This is a genomic window from Dechloromonas hortensis, assembly GCF_009469765.1.
GTDB classification, from domain to species: Bacteria; Pseudomonadota; Gammaproteobacteria; order Burkholderiales; family Rhodocyclaceae; genus Azonexus; species Azonexus hortensis.
The window spans coordinates 134,134-154,819 of the sequence record NZ_SSSQ01000004.1; the positions used below are offsets into that span (position 1 = coordinate 134,134).

At 60.9% G+C, this 20,686-nt stretch carries 20 protein-coding genes; 3 read left to right on the top strand and 17 right to left on the bottom strand.

Translation table 11 applies throughout. The features are described from left to right. Position 1: 1 nt before the first annotated feature. The 10 genes from GH663_RS08805 to GH663_RS08850 all read right to left on the bottom strand — a co-directional run bounded on the left by GH663_RS08805 (position 2) and on the right by GH663_RS08850 (position 13,664). Positions 2 to 2,521, bottom strand: a complete 2,520-nt coding sequence (locus GH663_RS08805) for a circularly permuted type 2 ATP-grasp protein (RefSeq protein WP_153131284.1) — start codon at positions 2,519 to 2,521, stop codon at positions 2 to 4. Positions 2,522 to 2,601: 80 nt separating this feature from the next. Next, positions 2,602 to 5,964, bottom strand: coding sequence for a transglutaminase family protein (locus GH663_RS08810; RefSeq protein WP_153131285.1), 3,363 nt, complete (start codon positions 5,962 to 5,964; stop codon positions 2,602 to 2,604). Positions 5,965 to 6,127: 163 nt separating this feature from the next. Next, positions 6,128 to 7,255: an aminotransferase class V-fold PLP-dependent enzyme gene (locus GH663_RS08815; protein ID WP_153131286.1), complete on the bottom strand. Its 1,128-nt coding sequence runs from the start codon at positions 7,253 to 7,255 to the stop codon at positions 6,128 to 6,130. 114 nt (positions 7,256 to 7,369) lie between these two features. Continuing rightward, entirely contained in the window at positions 7,370 to 8,317 is a 948-nt protein-coding gene (locus GH663_RS08820) for an alpha-E domain-containing protein (RefSeq protein WP_066880668.1), read from the bottom strand. Positions 8,318 to 8,320: 3 nt separating this feature from the next. Continuing rightward, on the bottom strand, positions 8,321 to 9,733 hold the full coding sequence (locus tag GH663_RS08825) for a circularly permuted type 2 ATP-grasp protein (RefSeq protein WP_153131287.1): 1,413 nt from the start codon (positions 9,731 to 9,733) through the stop codon (positions 8,321 to 8,323). A gap of 204 nt (positions 9,734 to 9,937) precedes the next feature. Further along, positions 9,938 to 11,119, bottom strand: a complete 1,182-nt coding sequence (locus tag GH663_RS08830) for an acetyl-CoA C-acyltransferase family protein (protein WP_153131288.1) — start codon at positions 11,117 to 11,119, stop codon at positions 9,938 to 9,940. A 24-nt stretch (positions 11,120 to 11,143) separates the two neighbouring features. Then, a complete protein-coding gene (locus GH663_RS08835) occupies positions 11,144 to 12,067 on the bottom strand; it encodes a CobD/CbiB family protein (protein WP_066880672.1) in 924 nt (307 codons plus the stop codon). 64 nt (positions 12,068 to 12,131) lie between these two features. Then, positions 12,132 to 12,725 (bottom strand): CoA pyrophosphatase, encoded by a 594-nt coding sequence (locus GH663_RS08840; RefSeq protein ID WP_153131289.1) that lies wholly within the window; start codon positions 12,723 to 12,725, stop codon positions 12,132 to 12,134. Beyond that, positions 12,722 to 12,979 carry a hypothetical protein gene (locus GH663_RS08845; protein ID WP_066880676.1) on the bottom strand — a complete coding sequence of 86 codons (258 nt, stop codon included), beginning with the start codon at positions 12,977 to 12,979 and terminating at the stop codon, positions 12,722 to 12,724. The genes GH663_RS08840 and GH663_RS08845 overlap by 4 nt, the downstream gene beginning before the upstream one ends. Before the next feature lie 10 nt (positions 12,980 to 12,989). Further along, positions 12,990 to 13,664, bottom strand: a complete 675-nt coding sequence (locus GH663_RS08850; RefSeq protein WP_246181540.1) for a retropepsin-like aspartic protease family protein — start codon at positions 13,662 to 13,664, stop codon at positions 12,990 to 12,992. On the opposite strand from GH663_RS08850, the gene GH663_RS08855 reads away from it, so the two are divergent. Further along, positions 13,648 to 14,361 carry a type 1 glutamine amidotransferase gene (locus GH663_RS08855; protein ID WP_153131290.1) on the top strand — a complete coding sequence of 238 codons (714 nt, stop codon included), beginning with the start codon at positions 13,648 to 13,650 and terminating at the stop codon, positions 14,359 to 14,361. The two genes, GH663_RS08850 and GH663_RS08855, sit on opposite strands and share 17 nt — an antisense overlap. Positions 14,362 to 14,448: 87 nt before the next feature. Here the strand turns inward: GH663_RS08855 and GH663_RS08860 are convergent, their stop codons facing one another. The 6 genes from GH663_RS08860 to GH663_RS08885 all read right to left on the bottom strand — a co-directional run bounded on the left by GH663_RS08860 (position 14,449) and on the right by GH663_RS08885 (position 18,975). Beyond that, on the bottom strand, positions 14,449 to 14,943 hold the full coding sequence (locus GH663_RS08860) for a YajQ family cyclic di-GMP-binding protein (RefSeq protein WP_153131291.1): 495 nt from the start codon (positions 14,941 to 14,943) through the stop codon (positions 14,449 to 14,451). A gap of 121 nt (positions 14,944 to 15,064) precedes the next feature. Then, the gene (gene ppnP / locus GH663_RS08865) at positions 15,065 to 15,382 is read right to left on the bottom strand and encodes a pyrimidine/purine nucleoside phosphorylase (protein ID WP_153131292.1); all 318 of its coding nucleotides are present in this window, start codon (positions 15,380 to 15,382) and stop codon (positions 15,065 to 15,067) included. After that, entirely contained in the window at positions 15,383 to 15,607 is a 225-nt protein-coding gene (locus GH663_RS08870) for a DUF2788 domain-containing protein (RefSeq protein ID WP_066880686.1), read from the bottom strand. It lies immediately after the preceding gene. A gap of 3 nt (positions 15,608 to 15,610) precedes the next feature. Then, complete coding sequence (locus tag GH663_RS08875) at positions 15,611 to 16,846, bottom strand: argininosuccinate synthase (RefSeq protein WP_153131293.1); 1,236 nt, start codon at positions 16,844 to 16,846, stop codon at positions 15,611 to 15,613. Positions 16,847 to 16,878: 32 nt separating this feature from the next. Continuing rightward, on the bottom strand, positions 16,879 to 17,799 hold the full coding sequence (gene argF, locus GH663_RS08880; protein ID WP_153131294.1) for an ornithine carbamoyltransferase: 921 nt from the start codon (positions 17,797 to 17,799) through the stop codon (positions 16,879 to 16,881). Between the two features lie 3 nt (positions 17,800 to 17,802). Beyond that, a complete protein-coding gene (locus tag GH663_RS08885) occupies positions 17,803 to 18,975 on the bottom strand; it encodes an aspartate aminotransferase family protein (protein WP_153131295.1) in 1,173 nt (390 codons plus the stop codon). A 138-nt stretch (positions 18,976 to 19,113) separates the two neighbouring features. On the opposite strand from GH663_RS08885, the gene GH663_RS08890 reads away from it, so the two are divergent. Continuing rightward, positions 19,114 to 19,875: a ParA family protein gene (locus GH663_RS08890; protein WP_153131296.1), complete on the top strand. Its 762-nt coding sequence runs from the start codon at positions 19,114 to 19,116 to the stop codon at positions 19,873 to 19,875. A 144-nt stretch (positions 19,876 to 20,019) separates the two neighbouring features. Then, positions 20,020 to 20,319, top strand: a complete 300-nt coding sequence (locus GH663_RS08895) for a DUF3579 domain-containing protein (RefSeq protein WP_066880694.1) — start codon at positions 20,020 to 20,022, stop codon at positions 20,317 to 20,319. A gap of 69 nt (positions 20,320 to 20,388) precedes the next feature. Here GH663_RS08895 and rpsT read toward each other — a convergent pair whose 3' ends face one another. Next, positions 20,389 to 20,658 carry a 30S ribosomal protein S20 gene (rpsT, locus tag GH663_RS08900; RefSeq protein WP_066880696.1) on the bottom strand — a complete coding sequence of 90 codons (270 nt, stop codon included), beginning with the start codon at positions 20,656 to 20,658 and terminating at the stop codon, positions 20,389 to 20,391. Positions 20,659 to 20,686 lie beyond the last annotated feature (28 nt).

A 20,686-nucleotide genomic window follows, 5' to 3' on the forward strand; every position in this document is an offset into this window, starting at 1 on the left:
ATCACAGCGCCATCGTCTGCCGGCTGACATCGCCGACGTGCGTGAAATAGCGCATGCCGAGCCAGTCGGAGAGCTGCACGGCGGCGCTATCGAGTTCGCGGAGCAGTGCCGCCAGGTCGTCGCAGACCGGGCAATTCCGCTCCGGGCTGAACTGCGTCTGCTCGAAACGTTCCAGGTCGAAGCCCTGCAGGCGGTGCAGGACCTCCGGCAAATTGCTCGCACTGTGCTCATCCAGCTCGCGCGCCATGCGGTCGAGATAGCGGGCCAGCACGCTGGCCTGGAAGATCAGGCCGTGCGGGTTGCTGTCGTCGAAGACCAGCAGGTCGAGCACCGGCAACAGTTCCGGCAGGCGCGAATAGCGCGAGCGATAGGTGATGATCGAATCGGTCAGTTCGAGCAGCCATTCGAGACTGCCCGGGCCGCGCGTGGACGGCATCTTCAGGAAATTGGCGATGGTATTGGCGAGGAAGGACAGGCGCTCCAGCCGGCGGCCGATGATCAGAAAACGCCAGCCATCATCGCGCGTCATGTTGTCCATCGCGAAGCCGGTCAAGGAAGAGGAAACACCGAGCACGCGGTCGAGGAAGGCAATCGCCTCGGTCAGCGTCGGATGTATTTTCAGCGCCGCCTGCTGCTCGCGCTGCAGGCGGTTCAACGAATGCCAGTGGTCGAGCGACAGCCGTTCGCGGACATGCGTCGCCGACCACATCAAATTGCGGATATTGCCGGCCAGGCTGCCCGGCTGGTTCGGATCGTAGATCGCTTCGAGCAACACGTGCTCGCTGCCCTCCTTGACCTCGTTATCCTCTTCCGGGGTCGGCAAAATGCCGAGAATCGTCGCCATTTCCATCGCCGAAGCGACCGCCGGCGTCTTGCCGCCGCTCGCCTCGACGACGCGGCTCAGCGCCACCCGCAGCATGCGGGCGCTGTCGTCGAAACGTTCCGAGTAGCGGCCGAGCCAAAACAGGTTTTCAACGACCCGCGACGTCAGATTGGCGCCAGCCCGGACCAGGTCGCGAACCCCGACCGAGGGCTTGAGCATGGTGAATTCGCTGACCGGACCGTCGGTCAACACCCAGGCATCCTTCGAGGCGCCACCGCGCTGCATCGAGATGATGCGGGCGTTGGCGCCGGTCGCGACGCGGGCCAGGCCGCCCGGCATCACCGAGTAGCCATCCGGCGAGGCGACGGCATAGGCGCGCAGGCCGACCGGCCGGGCAAGCAGGCGCCGCTCGTGCGAGCGGCTCCAGGTCGGCCCCTGCGACAGGTTGACCATCTCCTGGGCGACATAGGCGTGCGGCCGCGCCTCGATCCGGTGCAGCATCTCGGCCCGCGCCTCGCCTTTCAGCTCGTAACCGAACACCGGGTCCATGCGCTGCGTCGGGTAGGCCGGCTTGATGACCAGATCGTCGAAGTTTTCACGGACGTATTCGAGCGCCGGCTTTTCGCCACACCACCAGGTACCGACCGAGGGCATGGCGAGTTCCTCGCCGAGCAGCTTGCGACAGATCGCCGGCAGGAAGCCCATCAGCGCCCCGGAGGCGAGCAGGCCGCTGCCCAGCGCATTGGCGATGACGACGCGGCCGGCCCGCGCCACATTGAGCAGGCCGGGGATGCCGAGCGCCGACTCGCCGCGCAATTCGAGCGGGTCGCAATAGCCGTCATCCTGCCGGCGCAGCACGACATGCACCCGCTTCAAGCCGCGCAAGGTTTTCAGGAACAGCGTATCGCCGCGCACCGTCAGGTCCTGCCCCTCGACCAGCGGGAAACCGAGGTAACGCGCCAGATAGGCATGTTCGAAATAGGTTTCGTTGTACGGCCCGGGCGTCAGCAGCACGATATGCGGCTGTTCGTCGCCGTCGACCGGGGCCAGCGCGTTGAGGCCGTCCTGCTGGTCGCGGAAGAAGTCGGCCAGATGCTGGACGTGCAGATCGCGGAACATTTCCGGGAAGACGCGCGAGACGATCAGCCGGTTTTCCAGCGCGTAGCCGGCACCGGAAGGCGCCTGCGTGCGGTCGGCAATGACCCACCAACGGCCATCCGGCGAACGGGCCAGATCAACGGCGTACTGGTGCAGCCAGGTGCCGCCGGCCGGCTTGATGCCATGGCAAGGCCACAGGTAACCGTGCTGGCCGAAGACCAGCGCCGGTGGCAGCAAGCCTTCGGCGAGCAGGGTCTGCTCGCCGTAGAGGTCGGCCAGGATGGCGTTGAGCAGCGTCGCACGCTGGGCGACGGCAGCCGAGACCTCGGCCCACTCCTCGGGCGGAATGATCAGCGGCAGCGGATCGAGCGCCCACGGCCGATCCGAACCGCTGGGATCGGCGTAGACGTTGTAAGTCACCCCGTTTTCCTGAATCCGCCGATCGACGAAATCGAGGCGGCGGTGCATTTCTTCAGGCGCGATCGAATCGAGATGGATGAAAAACTGCCGCCAGTGCGGGCGCACGGCGCCATCGGCAGTCAGCATTTCATCGTAGCGACGCGCGCTATGGGGGTAAATTGCGAGGAGTGTGCGGGCCATTCAGCCAGTCAGAGAGCGCGGGCGGGCCGTTTCCGGCCCTTTTCCTGCGGCCCGAAGGCCGCAACCCACGTCAGAAGGGGTTAGAAACGGCGCAAGTCTAGCGTAAACGGGTGTTCCGCGCTGATTTGCGCTGCCTGGACCTGCATCTTGCCCGGGGTATGGCCGAAGCGGAAGAAGCGGGCCAGACGACGGCTTTCGGCCTCGAAGGCATTGACCGGGAAGGTGTCGAAACTGCGCCCGCCCGGGTGCGCCACGTGGTACTGGCAACCGCCCAGCGAACGCTGCATCCAGGTATCGACCAGGTCGAAGACCAACGGTGCATGGACGCCGATCGTCGGATGCAGACAGGAAGCCGGCTGCCAGGCGCGATAGCGGACGCCGGCGACGAACTCGCCGTTGGTGCCGGTGTTCTGCAGCGGCACCGGGACACCATTGCAGGTCAGCACGTAGCGATCCGGCGCCATGCCCTTGACCTTGACCTGGACGCGCTCGACCGAGGAATCGACATAGCGCACCGTGGTCCCGGCCCCGCCCTCCTCGCCCATGACGTGCCAGGGTTCGAGGGCGTGACGCAGTTCGAACTCGATGCCCTTGACGGCGAAATCGCCGTATTTCGGGAAGCGGAATTCGAAGTGCGGCGCGAACCATTCGGCCTTGAAGGCGAAACCGGCTGCCGTCATTTCGTCCATGACGTCCTTGAAATCCTGCTCGGCATAGAAAGGCAGCATGAAGCGGTCGTGCAGCTCGGTGCCCCAGCGCGCCAGGCGGGCCGGCTCGTAGGGTTCCTGCCAGAAACGGGCGATCAGGGCGCGCAGCAGCAGTTGCTGGGCAAGCGACATGCGGGCATGCGGCGGCATTTCGAAGGCGCGCAGTTCGAGCAGGCCGAGACGGCCGGTCGGGCCGTCCGGCGAATAGAGCTTGTCGATGCAGAACTCGGAACGGTGCGTGTTGCCGGTGACATCGGTGAGCAGATTGCGCAGGATGCGGTCGACCAGCCAGGGCGGCACATTTCCGCCCGGCGGCGGAATCTGCTTGAAGGCGATTTCCAGCTCGTACAGCGAATCGTTGCGCGCTTCATCGACGCGCGGTGCCTGGCTGGTCGGGCCGATGAACAGGCCGGAGAATAGGTAGGACAGGCTCGGGTGATTGTGCCAGTAGGCGATCAGGCTCTTCAGCAGGTCCGGCCGACGGAGGAAGGGCGAATCGTTCGGCGTCGCGCCGCCGAGCACGAAGTGGTTGCCGCCGCCGGTGCCGGTGTGACGGCCGTCCACCATGAATTTCTCGGTGGTCAGGCGGGTCAGATGGGCCGCGTCGTAAAGATGGGTGGTCTGCTCGACCAGCTGGTCCCAGCTCTTGGCCGGGTGAATATTGACTTCGATGACGCCGGGGTCGGGCGTGACGCGGAAATGTGTCAGGCGCGGATCGGACGGCGGCTCGTAGCCTTCCATGATCACCGGCAGGTTCATTTCCTCGGCGGTCGACTCGACGGCAGCGACGATTTCCAGGTAATCGTCGAGCTTCTCGGTCGGCGGCATGAAGATGTAGAGCTTGCCGTCGCGCGGCTCGGCGCACATCGCCAGGCGCGTGATCCAGGCGGCGGATTCTTTGAAGCCGGGACGGGTATCGCTCGGCTTTTCCCAGGCCCGGCCCTTGCCATGCACTTCGGCAAAGCCGGCAGCGGAACTGCTACGCCGGTCCTGCATCTGCGGCCCGCGCGCAGCACGCGCCGCATTGACGCGCTCGCGCAACTCGGCGTGCGTCGCCAGTGGGTCAGTCGCCATTTCGGCGTCCGGCACATTGACGTAGGGATAGTCGCTCTGCGCCGTCCACGGCTGTGAGTCGATCGGCAGGCGATAACCCATCGCCGAATCGCCGGGGAACAGGTAACAGCGCTCGGCACGCAGGAACCACGGCCCGGTCTGCCACTGGTCGGCGAGGTTTTTCATGATCGGCAGCGTGTAGCCGATGGTATGGGTCATGCCCTGGGTAAACACCTTCATCAGGCGTTCGCGCTCCAGCGCATCGTCCACGCGCGAATCGAAGGGATCGACGTTGCCCGGCAGGCGGCGCTCGCGCCACATGTAGTAATAGACGTCTTCGAAGGCCGGGAAGACGTGCTCACCGGTGACGCCGAGGCGCTCGGCGACGCGGCGCAGAAAATGGCCGGCCTGCTCGGCGGTGACGCCGTAATCGATGCTTTCATTGGCGTACAGCGCCGGCGAATTCCAGATCGGCTCGCCATCCTTGCGCCAGAAGCAGTTCAGCGACCAGCGCGGAAGTTGTTCGCCGGGATACCACTTGCCCTGGCCGAAATGCATCAGGCCGTTCGGCGCGTATTTTTCGCGCAGGCGGTGGAACAGATCGGCAGCGAACAATCGTTTTGTCGGGCCGAGGGCGGCAGTATTCCATTCCGCCCCATCCGGATCGTCGACCGCAACGAAGGTCGGCTCGCCGCCCTGGGTCAGGCGGACATCGAGTTTCTGCAAGGTGCCGTCGATCTGGTGGCCGAGGTTTTCGATTTCCAGCCACTGCGCGTCGGTATAGGGCTTGGTGACGCGCGGCGCTTCCCAGATCCGCGAAACGCCCATGTGATGGCTGAATTCGGTTTCGCATTCGTCGATGCCGCCACTGATCGGCGCGGCCGACGAGGGTTCCGGCGTGCAGGCCAGCGGGATGTGACCCTCACCGGCAAAAAGGCCGGAAGTCGGATCGAGACCGATCCAGCCGGCACCCGGCAGATAGACCTCGGTCCACGCATGCAGGTCGGTGAAATCGGCCTCCGGGCCGGACGGGCCGTCGAGCGATTTGACGTCGGCGGTCAACTGGATCAAATAGCCGGAAACGAAACGCGCCGCCAAGCCAAGATGGCGCAGCACCTGCACCAGCAGCCAGGCAGAATCGCGGCAGGAACCTGAGCGCTTGGTCAGCGTTTCTTCCGGTGTCTGGACGCCCGGTTCCATCCGGATGGTGTAGCCGATGTCGCGCTGCACCTGGGCATTGATCGCGACCAGGAAATCGACGCTGCGCACCGGTTCGCGCGAAATGCCGGCAACGTACTTGTCGAACGCCGGGCCGTAATTGACCTTGTAGAGGTAAGGCGCCAGTTCGTGGCGCTCACCGGCCTCGTAGGCGAAAGGAATCTTCTCGGCATGCGGCTCGAGGAAGAAGTCGAACGGGTTGATGACCGACATCTCGGCGACCAAGTCGACCTCGACACGGAATTCGCGGGTCTTTTCCGGAAAGACCAGGCGGGCCAGGTAATTGCCCTGTGGATCCTGCTGCCAGTTGATGAAATGCTTTTCCGGCCCGACCTTGAGCGAGTAGGAAAGAATGCGCGTCCGCGAATGCGGACAGGGGCGCAGGCGGATGACCTGCGGTCCGAGATTGATCAGGCGATCGTAGCTGTAATGCGTAACATGGTTCAGGGCAACATGGATGGACACGGGTCGGCTCCGGGCAAATGGACTGCAAGGATCAAAGCAAGACGCGAACCAGCCCCAAGAAGCCCCCTTTGGTGCGGATGCGGGCGATTACACTGACATGACGCACCAGTAAAACGCCCGCCCCCGAAAGGCTTGCACCAGAACAGTGCCCAGCCCTAATCCACTAGTTCAGCTTGGCCAGCGCCGTCGCCAGATGGTCGACCGTCCGTTCGCGGTTGTGCAGCTTGTCCAGTCCGAACAGGCCGATCCGGAAGCTGCGGTAATCAGCCGGTTCGTCGCATTGCAGCGGCACGCCGGCCGCCGTTTGCAGGCCGAGGCCGATGAATTTCTTGCTGGAGTGGATTTCCGGGTCGTCGGTGTAACTGACCACCACGCCAGGCGCCTCGAAACCCATCGCGGCCACGCTGGGAAAGCCCCGGCTGGCGAGCAGTGCCCGCACCTGATCGCCCAAGGCCTGCTGTTCCTCGCGAATTTTCGCGAAGCCGTAGGCTTCCATTTCCAGCATCGTGTCGCGCAAGCGGGCCAAAGCATCGGTCGGCATCGTGGCATGGTAGGCATGACCGCCATTTTCATAGGCCTGCATGATCTGCAGCCATTTGCGCAGATCGCAGGCAAAGCTGGTACTGGTCGTCGTCTCGATACGCGCCAGCGCCCGCTCGCCGAGCATGACCAGGGCGCCGCACGGGGAAGCGCTCCAGCCTTTCTGGGGGGCGCTGATCAGGACATCGACGCCGGCTGCCTGCATATCTACCCAGATCGCCCCCGAGGCGATGCAATCGAGCACGAACAGGCCGTCGACCGCCCGTACCGCTTCGCCGACGGCACGCAGATAGCTTTCGGGCAGGATCATGCCGGAAGCCGTCTCGACATGGGGGGCGAAAACCACCGCCGGCTTCTCGCGCAAAATGGTCGCCACCACCTCGTCGACCGGCGGTGGCGCAAAGGGGGCCTGCCTGGCATCGCTCAGACGCCGTGCCTTGAGGACGATACATTCGGAAGGAATCCGCCCCATCTCGAAAATCTGCGTCCAGCGGAAACTGAACCAGCCGTTGCGGATCACCAGGCATTTGCGGTCGGTGGCAAACTGGCGCGCCACCGCCTCCATGCCGAAGGTGCCGCTACCCGGCACGACAATCGCCGCCTCGGCGTGATAAACCTGTTTCAGGATGCGTGAAATGTCGCGCATCACGCCCTGAAAGGACTGCGACATGTGATTCAGGGCGCGGTCGGTGTACACCACCGAATATTCAAGCAGACCTTCGGGATCGACAGCAGGCAACAGACGGGACATGGGCGGCTCCGGAAAAGATTGAGGCGTTGCGAACCCGTGCAGCATACCGCCAAGCCCAGGACGCTCCAACCCTTACCGGCAACGCCCGGCCACACTCGGTGGCCGGGGAAAAACTCAGGCCGCTTCGGCCAGCGGCACGAGAAAATCCTTGCTGATGCCGTCGCCGAGAATGTAGATGCGATCCATGAAGTCGGTCAGCCATTCGTGCAGGCCTTGCGCCAGGATATCCTCGACCCGGGCGTAGTGCAGCTGGGCATGCAGCAGCCCGGCCTGGCGCTGGGTTTCGCCGGAATGGCGGTTGGCGATCAAATCGAGATTCTTGACCACGCCGTTCATGCAGAAATGCAGCGAACGCGGCATGTCGTTGCGCAGGATCAGCAACTCGGCGACCCGCTCCGGCGTGATGACGTCACGGTAGGCCTTGCGGTACACCTCGAAAGCCGAAACTGAACGGAGCAAGGCCCCCCACTGGTAGAAGTCGGTCGCCCCTTCATCGCCATGCGGACGCAGCACGTGGTATTTGACGTCGAGAATGCGCGCCGTATTGTCGGCCCGTTCGAGCAAGGTGCCGAGCCGGATGAAGTGATAGGACTCATCCTGCAGCAGCGTACCGAGCGTCGTGCCGCGCGACAGCGAGGAGCGCATCTTGACCCACTCGAAGAACTCGCCGATACCGGCATTCAGGATCTGCTCGAAACTCTTGTCCCGCGCTTCCAGCCAGGTGAAGTTCAGCGTCTCCCACATTTCCGTGGTGATCGTGCCACGCACGGCGTGGGCATTTTCTCGGGCCAGGCGCAGGCAGCTATAGATCGAGGAATAGTTGTCGGCATCACTGACCATGAAACGCAGCACATTTTCGGCGTTGACCGCAGGATACTTGGCGGCAAACGCTTCATCGAGGCTGTTCAGGGTAATGATGGCATGCCAGTTCTGGTTGGCCGCATCTTCCGACTGCGGCACCATCGACATCTGCCAGGTCACATCGAGCAGGCGGGCAAGGTTTTCAGCCCGCTCGATATAGCGGGACATCCAGAACAGGTGGTCGGCTGTACGCGAAAGCATCTCTTAATCCTCCAGAACCCAAGTATCTTTGGTACCGCCGCCCTGCGACGAATTGACGACCAGCGAGCCTTTGGTCAAGGCCACCCGGGTCAGGCCACCCGGCACCATATTGACGCAATCGCCCGACGACAGCACGAAGGGCCGCAGATCAAGGTGACGTGGCGCGATGCCTTCTTCGACGAAGGTCGGGCAATTCGACAGCGCCAGCGTCGGCTGGGCGATATAGCCATCCGGCTTGGCGAGCAGCAACTGGCGGAAATGCTCGATCTGCTCCTTGGTCGCCGCCGGCCCGACCAGCATGCCGTAGCCACCGGCACCATGCACCTCCTTGACGACCAGTTCCGGCAAATGGGCCAGCACATAGTCGAGGTCATCCTTCTTGCGACACATGTAGGTCGGCACATTGTTCAGTTTCGGCTCTTCGCCCAGGTAGAAACGGATCATCTCCGGTACGTAGGGGTAGATCGACTTGTCGTCGGCGACGCCGGTGCCGATGGCATTAGCCAGCGTCACATTGCCCGCCTGGTAGGCTTTCAGGATGCCCGGCACGCCGAGCGCCGAATCCGGACGGAAAGCCTGCGGATCGAGAAAATCGTCGTCGATCCGGCGATAGATCACATCCACCCGCTGCGGCCCCTGCGTCGTCTGCATGTAAACGACTTCATTCTTGACGAAGAGATCGCGGCCTTCGACCAGTTCCACGCCCATCTGCTGGGCCAGGAAGGTATGTTCGAAATAGGCGCTGTTGTAGGCCCCCGGCGTCAGGACGACCACAGTCGGATTGCTGACCCCCTTCGGCGCCACGGCGCGCAACTTTTCCAGCAACAGGTCCGGGTAATGCTGGACCGGCGCCACCTTGTGCTTGGCGAACAACTCGGGGAACAGCCGCATCATCATCTTGCGATCTTCCAGCATGTAGGAAACGCCGGACGGAACCCGCAGATTGTCCTCCAGGACATAGAACTCGCCCTCCCCGGCCCGCACCACGTCGACCCCGGCAATATGCGCATAGATCCCGCCCGGCACATCGACACCTTTCATCACGGGACGGTACTGGGCGTTATTGAGTACCTGCTCGGCCGGAATTATTCCCGCCTTGAGAATTTCCTGATCGTGATAAATGTCGTGCAGGAACATGTTCAGCGCCTTGACGCGCTGGCGCAGGCCCGATTGCAACGCCTTCCACTCAGCCGAGGGAATGATGCGCGGAACGATATCGAACGGGATCAAGCGCTCCTTGCCCGCCTCCTCGCCATAGACCGCAAAGGTGATACCCACCCGGTGAAAGGCCAGATCGGCCTCCGCCCGCTTGCGCGCTATGCGCTCGTGAGGCGTCGATTTTAGCCAGTCATCGTAACGCTGGTAGTGAGCGCGGACGCCGCCGTTGGCGTCCATCATTTCGTTATAGAAGTTCATAGTGGACTCGTCGCTGAGGGATGCTCTCACCAGGATTTCAGCAGTTTCCATGCCACCGGCAAAACCCATGATAAATCAGTGGATTGAAACCTTGCACCAAACAAGGTCGCACCATATCAGTGCAGAATCGGTCAATGTGGTGCAAATAAAAAAGCCCACCGGATCGCTCCGGTGGGCTTTCAGTGCAACTGAAGGGCTTAACGATCAGGCGCGTTCGAGAATCACGGCAATACCCTGGCCGCCACCGATACACATGGTGACGAGAGCGTACTTGCCGCCGATGCGCTCAAGTTCGTACAGAGCCTTGGTGGCGATGAAGGCACCGGAGCAGCCGACCGGGTGACCGAGGGCAATGGCGCCACCGTTCGGGTTGGTCTTGGCCGGATCCAGGCCGAGCAGCTTGGAAACGGACAGGGCCTGGGCCGCGAAGGCTTCATTGGATTCGATGACATCCATCTGGTCCAGGGTCAGGCCGGCCTTCTTCAGCGCCAGCTTGGTGGCCGGTACCGGGCCTTCACCCATGACATCGTTCGGCACGCCGGCAACGGCATAACCGGCGATGCGGGCACGGGCCTTGTGACCGGCCTTGGCCGCAACATCGGCTGCCGCCAGCACGAAGAAGGCAGCACCGTCGTTGATGCCGGAAGCGTTACCGGCGGTAACGGTACCGTCCTTCTTGAAAGCCGGCTTCATCTTGGCCAGGCCTTCCAGCGTGGTGCCGGCCTTGACGTATTCGTCGGTGTCGAACACCACGTCGCCCTTGCGGGTCTGCTTGACGATCGGCACGATCTGCGACTTGAAGTGACCGGCTTCGATGGCGGCCGCGGCGCGACGCTGCGATTCGACAGCGAAGGCATCCTGGGCTTCACGGGTAATGCCGTGCTTGGCCGCCAGGTTTTCAGCGGTAATGCCCATGTGGCCAACGCCGAACGGGTCGGTCAGCACGGCAACCATGGAGTCGACGGCCTTGGTGTCACCCATGCGAGCGCCGGAACGCAGCGCCGGCAGCAGGTAGGCGGCCTTGGACATGACTTCGACACCACCGCCGATACCGTAGTCGGCATCGTTCAGCATGATGTTCTGGGCGGTGGTGACGATGCCCTGCAGGCCGGAGGCGCACAGACGGCTAACTTGCATGGCGACGGAATCCATCGACAGGCCTGCCTGAATGGAAGCAACGCGGGAAACGTAGGCGTAGCGGGAGTCGGTCGGCATGGTGGTGCCGACGGTGACGTAGTTGATGGCCTGGGGATCGACACCGGAGCGGGCGATGGCCTCTTTCATGACGATGCCGGCCAGTTCAGTGGACTCGAAATCGGCGAGGGAACCACCAAAAGAACCAATCGGGGAACGGACTGCGCTCAGAACGACAACATCTCTGCTCATGTGAAACCTCCTGATAAGTATTGTTCAGCCCACCAGACTGGCGAGCCCCAACAAAAACAGCAACACCATCCACAGCACCGTGGCTCGCCAGACGAGTCCGACGGCGCTCTGCATGAAATCGACATCTGCTGGATCACCCAGCCCCAAGGCCGCACGATCGGTCACTTCGACACCATCGACCAGCGGCATGCCCAGTTGTACGCCAAGCGCACCAGCCCCACTGGCCAGAACGATGCCAAGATCGCGGTCCGGCCACTGGTCGGCCTGGGTCCGCCAGCAATAGACCGCATCCTCGAAATCGCCAACGATGGCAAAGGCCGAGGCGGTTACGCGAAGAGGCAGCCAATCGATCATACCGAAAATATGGCGAGAAAATGCGGAGAAATTATTCTGCTCCGCCGCATCACGAGTCCGCCAGCGTTCATAAACCACCGCTGAAATGCGATAGAGCACGGCGCCACAGGGCCCGGGCAACAAAACAAACCAGAGCAGCACGGCAAAGACGTGGCGGTGCGACGCAGCCAGCGCCTGCTCGATCGACAAGCGTGCGATATCCTGGGAGCCCAGTCCTTCAGCCGAACGCCCCTGCCACTCACTGAGTAAAGCCCGGGCTCGCGGCAAGTCGCCCAAGCGCAGGGCAAGCTGAATTTCGGTGTAATGATGACTGAACTGCCGAAAACCCATCGTCAGGTAGAGCGCGCCAACGTTCAACGCCCAGCCGAGCAAGGGATTCAGCGAATAAAGAAAGGCATAGAGCCCGGCCAGCAACAAGACCGGTAGCAACGCCGCGACACACCAGGCAATGACACCGTGCCGATATTCACCGGCATTCAGGCGGGACTCGATGAAATCCGCCCAGGCGGAAAGCGGCTCCGCCACAATGCGGCGGTAATGCAGGGGTTGCAGCTGCTCGATGAGGAAAACCGCAATCAGCGAGAGAAGACTCATGGGGGGCCGAGAATTGCCGGATTCGGCTTATATTCTTGTACTAAAACGTCACCATACCACAAGCTCAAGCGGCATGGAGGCCAAGGCGCTCGCTCAGCGAGCGAATCATGCCAGCCGTCGCCCCCCAGATAAAGTAATCACCATAGGGCATTGCAAAAAAATGGCGCAAGGCACCACGGTAATGCAGTGAGTGACGTTTGTGATTAAGCGGGTCGAGCAGGAAGGCCAGCGGCACTTCAAATGCCTCAGCCACCTCGAAGGGATCGATAGCCAGTTCGAATGGCGGCCGTACCAGGGCGACCACCGGCGTCACGCGAAAACCGGTACCGGTGCGATATTCCGGCAGGAAGCCAAGGACATCGATGCGCTCGCGCGACAGGCCGATCTCCTCTTCCGTCTCCCGCAAGGCCGTGTGGATCGGCGACGGATCATCGGCCTCGACCCGCCCCCCGGGAAAACTGATTTGCCCGGCATGATCCCGTAAATGCGCCGTCCGCTGGGTCAGCAAAACGGTCTGCCCCTCTTCTCGCATAACGATCGGGAAGAGCACGGCGGCAGGGGTTAGCGGTTGATCTTCGAGACCATCTTCCTGCACGAAGTGCCCCGCTGAGGGCTCGCGCAAAAGACTCGCCCGCAGGCGTTCAATATCGAGAGTCATGCCGCCGGCAAATCCTCCTCGATCTCGGCATTCACCGCAGATAGGGCATCCTGCAAGGTTTCTTCGGAAAGACAGTTGATCGAGGTGGCCACCATATCGGCCGCCTCGACGGCACCGACCGGCAGTCGTTTGCTATCGAGCGAGGCGATCAGCGCGGCGGAGGCACCGACCACGCGCAATATCGATTGCCGCTCGTTCATCAACATCTCGAGCTCTCCGCGCAGTAGCGCTATTTCCTGGTCACGTTGGGGCATTTTCTCTCTCCTAGAATCGCTTTTTAAGTGTCATGGTGCTGCCGTCACGCTGCATTTCCATCCGGTTGAGAAAGCTCATGCCGAGCAAAGCCATCGGCATGTCATTCTGATGAATCAGCGCATCAACATTGTGCAAGGTGATATCACCAATCCGGACCGTATCAAGCTGTATCTTGCTGACCACCGCCTGGCCGTTGGCGGTCTGGCTGACCGCCTTCTGCCCACGGTTGAAATCGAGGCCGATCCGGCGGGCATCGGCAGCGCCCAACGATATCATCGAAGCTCCGGTATCGACGATAAAACGCACCGAGGCGCCATTGATGTTGCCGGTCGTATAAAAGTGCCCCTGCGCATCTGCCGTCATCACGATCTTGCCGGAACCGTCGGCTGCCGGAGCGCCAACCGCATGCTGGCCAACGCGCAACGGGCGTTTCTTGCCGCCAATCTCGATAACGGCCTGCTCGCTGGTGACCGAGACGACACGCACGCCATCGAGGCTCTGGCCGACAGCAACCGCCTGCGGTTCGCCACCGTTGATCATCAACATGGCCTTGCTGCCCATCACACCGGCCAGCCCGACATCCTGTGCTGAAGCAAAACCGGCGAATAGGCACAGCCCGCAGAGCATCGTAAAATTCGACGTCATTCTTGCGGACATTCCGAACACCATGCGCCCTGTTGCCATTTTTCGCCACTCTCCGACTGAAGGTCCAGGCTATTTTGCCACATTCCTTGAACAGCACGGGATCAGCTGGACACTGGTCGCGCTGGACGAGGGAGCAGCGGTTCCCGCTGCGAGCGAGCAGTTCTCCGGCCTCTGTTTCATGGGTGGCCCAATGAGTGTGAATGACCCACTGTCCTGGATCGAACCGGTATGCGCCCTGATCCGCGACGCCGTCGAGAATGACATCCCGGTCATCGGCCACTGCCTGGGCGGCCAGTTGATGAGCAAAGCCCTGGGCGGCACAGTCACCAGAAATCCGGTCAAGGAAATTGGCTGGGGCGAAGCCAACGGCGAAGAGAATGCAACAGCCCGTCACTGGCTGGGCTCGTTCGCCGGTAGTTCGGGTACGGTGTTCCAGTGGCACGGCGAAACCTTTAGCATCCCGCCGGGCGCCCAGCATCTTTTTGGCAACACGCATTGCACCAACCAGATGTTTGCGCTCGGCCCGCATCTCGGCATGCAATGTCATGTTGAAATGACTCCGGAAATGATCGCCACCTGGTGTGAGCAATGGGCCGATGAAGCCATTGCCGTGGCTGATCAGGCCAGCGTGCAAACTCCGCAGCTCATGCTGGCCGAGATTGGCGAGCGCCTACCGACCATGCGCCAGTTATCCGAGCAGCTTTACACGGTCTGGATCGAAGGATTGCGGCGCTAAGCGGAAAAGACATCGCGTCAACGAAAAACCGGGCAGGATTTCTGCCCGGTTTTTGCCTGTTTTCAGGCGTCGACCGCAGCAATCGCCTTAGTCGCGGAAATTCCCGTACTTGACAGGAAAATCGGTAATCGACTTGGTAATCAAGGAGATACATGCCTGCAGATCGTCACGTTTGGCCCCCTGGACGCGTACGGTATCGCCCTGGATCGAAGCCTGCACCTTGAGCTTGCCATCCTTGACCAGCTTGACGATTTTCTTCGCCAGATCGCTGTCGATACCATCCTTGATCTTCATTTCCTGCTTGACCTTGTTGCCGGAGACGCTGATCACCTTCTGGTGATCGAGGCGCTTAACGCTCTCCTTCTCCTTCTTCTCCATTGCAGGAAAAAGAAGATCCTTGATCTGGTCGAGCTGGAAGTCTGAATCGCCCCACAGGGTGATGACCTTGTCCTTCTCGTTCAATTCGACCTTGGCCGTCGTGCCTTTGAAGTCGTAACGGTTGTCGATCTGGCGTGCGGTGACGTCGATGGCGTTCTTCAACGCCACCATGTCCGCTTCGGAGGTGAAGTCAAAGCTCGGCATAGAAAACTCCTTGATTAAAAGCCCGACGCGCAGACCGGGCAAGGCGCTGGCGCGAAGGCAGTACGAAAAAGTACGGCGAGCGCCAGCAACGCAGCCCGGCCAAGCGCCGGGCTTTTACTGGTCAGCCGAAGTGGCAGACGTAGTGATAGGCCTCGCCTTCAGCGACCGAAATCTCGAAGGAGGAATTGCCCGGCACGTTGAAGGACTGGCCTTCGCCCCAGGTCGTCCATTCGGACTCGCCCTTCAGCTTGACGCGGCAGGAACCGCCGACGCCTTCCATGATTTCCGGCGCACCGGTATTGAAGGTCAGGCTGGACGGCAGGATCACGCCGACCGTCTTCTTGGTGCCGTCAGCCAGGACCACGGTGTGGCTGACGCACTTGCCATCGAAGTAAACATTGGCCTTCTTGACCACGGAAACGTTGTCGTATTGCGACATTTAAATACCCCAGATTTTCTGAATGACTGATTTGGCGATGAAGCCGACCATGCCGAAGGCCAGTACGAAGAAGAGCACGAAGGTGCCCGTCTTGCCGGCTTTCGACTTCCAGGCGATCTCGCCAATGATGAAAAGCATGAAGATGATGAAAGCCGCGACACCCCAGGTCGAGAAAAAGTCCGCGATCTGTTCTTCGTTGAAACCGAAAATGGTGCCGCCATCCATCGCTTAAGCCTGCCCCTTCTTGGCGCGCAGATTGGCCGCGATGCGCATGCGCAATGCGTTGAGCTTGATAAAGCCAGCCGCATCCTTCTGGTCGTAAGCACCGGCATCGTCCTCGAAGGTGGCGATGGTCGAATCGAACAGCGAATCGGTCTTCGAGTCGCGGCCGACGACAATCACGTTGCCCTTGTACAGCTTGAGGCGCACCGAACCGTTCACACAGCCCTGGGTGTGGTCGATCAGGGTCTGCAGCGCGATGCGCTCCGGGCTCCACCAGTAACCGTTGTACACCAGGCTGGCGTAGCGCGGCATCAGGTCATCCTTGAGATGCGCGACCTCACGGTCGAGACAGATCGATTCGATGGCCCGGTGGGCGCGCAGCATGATGGTGCCGCCCGGGGTTTCGTAGCAACCGCGCGACTTCATGCCGACGTAACGGTTTTCAACCAGATCCAGACGGCCGATGCCGTGCTTGCCACCCAGTTGGTTCAGCGTGGACAGGACCGTGGCCGGCGACAGGCGCTGGCCGTTGAGGGCAACAATGTCACCCTTCTCGTATTCGATATCCAGATACTCGGCCTGGTCCGGCGCGGCTTCCGGGGAAACCGTCCAGCGCCACATCGACTCTTCGGCCTCGGCGGCCGGGTTTTCGAGATGGCGACCTTCGTAGGAGATGTGCAGAAGATTGGCGTCCATCGAGTACGGCGAACCGCCCTGCTTGTGCTTCATCTCGACCGGGATGCCGTGCTTTTCGGCATAAGCCAGCAGCTTTTCGCGGGACAGCAGGTCCCATTCGCGCCATGGCGCAATGACCTTGACGCCCGGCTTCAGCGCGTAGGCACCGAGTTCGAAGCGAACCTGATCGTTGCCCTTGCCGGTCGCACCGTGCGAGATGGCATCGGCGCCGGTCTGATTGGTGATATCGATCAAGCGCTTGGCGATCAACGGACGGGCAATCGAGGTGCCGAGCAGATATTCGCCTTCATAGACGGTGTTGCAGCGGAACATCGGGAAGACGAAGTCACGGACGAACTCTTCGCGCAGGTCGTCGATGAAGATATTTTCCGGCTTGATGCCGAACTGCAGCGCCTTGGCGCGCGCCGGCTCAAGCTCTTCGCCTTGGCCGAGGTCGGCGGTGAAGGTCACCACTTCGCACTGATAGGTGTCCTGCAGCCACTTGAGGATCACGGAGGTATCGAGACCGCCGGAATAAGCCAGCACTACTTTTTTAACGTCGCTCATTTCTGTTCCCTTGTTTCGTTTAATCCTGCCGTTCAACCCTGAATGCGGCCCAACAGCAAATATTCCATCAACGCCTTCTGCACATGCAGGCGATTCTCGGCCTCGTCCCAAACCACCGACTGCGGCCCGTCGATCACCTCGGCAGTCACTTCCTCGCCGCGGTGAGCCGGCAGGCAATGCATGAACAGCGCGCCAGCATTGGCGGCCAGCATCATCTCGCCATCGACGCACCAGTCGGCAAAAGCCTTGATGCGCGCTTCGTTCTCGGCCTCGAAGCCCATCGACGTCCAGACGTCGGTGGTCACCAGGTCGGCGCCGCGACAGGCCTCCATCGGGTCGGCAAAGACCTGGAAATGCCCGGCATCGACCCCGGCGATCAGTTCCGGCTGCAATTCATAGCCCGGCGGCGTCGATACATGCACCTTGAAGTCAAGGACTTGGGCAGCCTGCAGCCAGGTATTGCACATATTGTTGGCATCGCCCACCCAGGCCACCGTCTCGCCCTGAATGCTGCCGCGATGCTCGATATAGGTGTAGATATCGGCCAGGATCTGGCACGGGTGGTATTCGTTGGTCAGGCCATTGATCACCGGGACGCGGGAATTGGCGGCAAAGCGCTCGATGATTTCCTGCTCGAAAGTGCGGATCATCACGATATCGCTCATCCGGGAAATGACCTGCGCCGCGTCCTCGACCGGCTCGCCGCGCCCCAACTGGGAGTCGCGGGTATTCAGGTAAATTGCCGAGCCGCCCAGTTGCTGCATGCCAGCTTCGAAGGACAGCCGCGTACGCGTGCTGGCCTTCTCGAAAATCATCACCAGCGTCCGGTCGGAAAGCGGCCAATACTTCTGGTAGGACTTGAACTGGTTCTTGATCCACTGCGTCCGTTCGAAAACATATTCGAGCTCGGCACGTGTGAAATCCTTGAATTGGAGAAAGTGTTTGATCGCCATGATTTAGGCCGCCAAAAAGTCCTTGATAAGGGGAGTGACGCGGTCGACCAGTTCCTTGGCCTCATTTTCAGTGAAAATCAGCGGCGGCAGGAAACGAACTACCTTGTCAGCCGTCACGTTGATCAACAGGCCAGCCGCCAAAGCCTGACCAACCAGATCGCCACAGGGACGATCCAGTTCCAGACCGATCATCAGGCCATGACCACGAATGTCGAGCACCCCGCGCACACCAGCCAACGACTCCGCAAATAGCTGGCGAATCAGGGCACCGATACGTTCCGCATTGGCCATCAGGCCATCTTGTTCGATCGTTTCAATAGTAGTCAAAGCAGCCGTGGCAACCAGCGGATTACCGCCGAAGGTCGAGCCGTGGTTGCCCGGGCCGAACAGCCCAGCAGCCGGGCCGCGCGCCAGGCAGGCGCCAATCGGCACACCGGAACCCAGCCCCTTGGCCAGAGTGACGATATCTGGCTGAACGCCGGCATGTTCGAAGCCGAACCATTTGCCGGTCCGCCCCATGCCGCATTGAACTTCGTCACAGATCAGCAACCAGCCCTGCTCATCACAGAATTGACGCAGGCCCTTCTGATACTCGATCGACGCCAGATGGATGCCGCCCTCGCCCTGAATCATCTCCAGCATGACGGCAACGATGTTCTTGTTGTGCTCGGCGACCGACTTGATCGCCGCCAGGTCGTCATAGGGAACGCGGACAAAACCAGAGACCAGCGGCTCGAAGCCAGCCTGTGCCTTGCGATTGCCGGTGGCCGAGAGGGTCGCCATGGTCCGACCGTGAAAAGCCTTTTCCATGACAATGATGGTCGGCGTTTCAATGCCTTTCTTGTGACCGTAAAAACGGGCCAGCTTGATCGCTGCTTCGTTGGCCTCGGCCCCGCTATTGGAGAAGAAAATCTCCTGCATGCCCGAAATTTCGGCCAGCTTGTCGGCCAGCAATTCCTGCTCGCCAATGCGGTATAGATTGGAGGTGTGCAACATGCGCCCGGCTTGGGCAGCAATCGCCGCCACCAGCTTGGGATGGGCATGGCCGAGCGTGGAAACGGCAATACCGGACAATGCATCCAGGTATTCCTTGCCCTCGGTATCGGTAATCCGGCTACCCTGACCGTGACTGAAAGTCACCGGCAACCGGGCATAGGTATTCATGACATGCGACATGAGACAACCCCAAAAAACGAAAACGGCGGCTATTGCCGCCGGAACGACCGCCACTCCAGAAGGCCGCAAAAACCCGAAAGAGTTGCAGAAAATAGAATGTTAAGTGAAAAATAGAGCCTTGTATAGAACGCGAAAACCATGCGCATTGCCATTTTCAACCAGAAAGGCGGTGTCGGAAAAACGACAACCGCTCTCAACCTTGGCGCCGCCCTCAAGCGCGCCGGAAGGCCGCCCTTACTCCTGGATCTCGACCCACAGGGGCATCTTTCAAGCATTCATGGCAACGCACCTTCCGAAGCCAACAAAAGTCTCTTCGCCTTTTACCAGGACCTCAGTCCACTAAGCGCCCTTGAAGTCGCCTGGGATGATATCGGCCATCTTCTACCCGCCCATCAGCAACTGATCAAGGTCGACTCCATCTTCGGCAAAGGCCCGGCCATCCTTAACAAACTGCGCCTTGGCCTGGAAGCGCAACAAGCTGAGCAAGCCAGCCGACCGGTCCTGATCGACTGCTGCCCCTACATCGGCGTCCTCGCCCTCAACGCAATCTTTGCCTGCGACAGAATAATCATTCCCGTCTCAACAGACTACCTGTCGCTACAAGCCGCCGACCACATTACGCGCACCCTGCAAGTCCTCGAACCGGTACTCAAACGCAAGATAGAACGCCGCTACCTGCTGACGCGTTTTGATCGCCGCCGCCGCATGAGCGACGATGTCCGCAACAAGCTACGCGAGCGCTACGGCAACGACGTTCTGGACACAGTCATCTCCGAAAACGTCGCCGTTGCGGAAAGCCCGTCACTGAACCGGGATGTTTTCCAGCATAACCCAGGCAGCCCAGGCGCCCACGACCACAAGAACCTGCTTAACGAACTCAGCGAACGCGGCGACCTGTGATTCTCTGCCTGCCGGGCCAGTCGACCGCAGCAATCAGCCGCCTGCCGCACTGGCCGCACACCCCATAATTATGGCAAGCCAAGGCGCTTCTGCTAGAATGCCCACCACCAAAGGTCGCAACGCCAGCTAACGCAGAGTAGAACAATGACAACATCAGAATCGACCACCTTCATCATTGTTGGCCTCACCAAACAAGGACGCAAATTTCGCCCCAGCGACTGGGCCGAACGCCTCTGCGGCGTCATGTCGGCATTTGGCGCCGAACGGAAAATGAAGTACTCCCCTTATGTTGGCCCCGGCGACTACAACGGCGAAAAAGCCGTGTTTGTAGATGGCCGCCTCGGCGAAATCGAGCCGATGGCCTACCGCTTCATGCTTAACTTCGCCCAAGACAACGACCTGCAGATCATTGATGGCGTCTGCTCCCTGGAAGAAAAGAAATAAGCAACAGCAAACACCAGAAATAAAAAAAGGCGCCTAAAGGCGCCATTTTTATTGGAGCATCGGTCCAGCTCAGGCAGCAGCAAGCGCCTTGATCTGAGCAGACAGACGGCTCTTGGTGCGGGAAGCCTTGTTCTTGTGAACAATCTTCTTGTCAGCAATACGGTCAAGAACAGCAACGGATTGCTGGAAAACACCTTGAGCGGCTGCCTTGTCGCCGGCATCGATTGCCTGGCGCACACGCTTGATCGCGGTACGCAGGGTCGAACGCAGGCTGGCGTTGTGGGAGCGTTGCTTGTCAGCTTGACGAGCGCGCTTGCGGGCTTGTGCGCTATTGGCCATAAATTAATCTCAGATCAAATGCTATAAA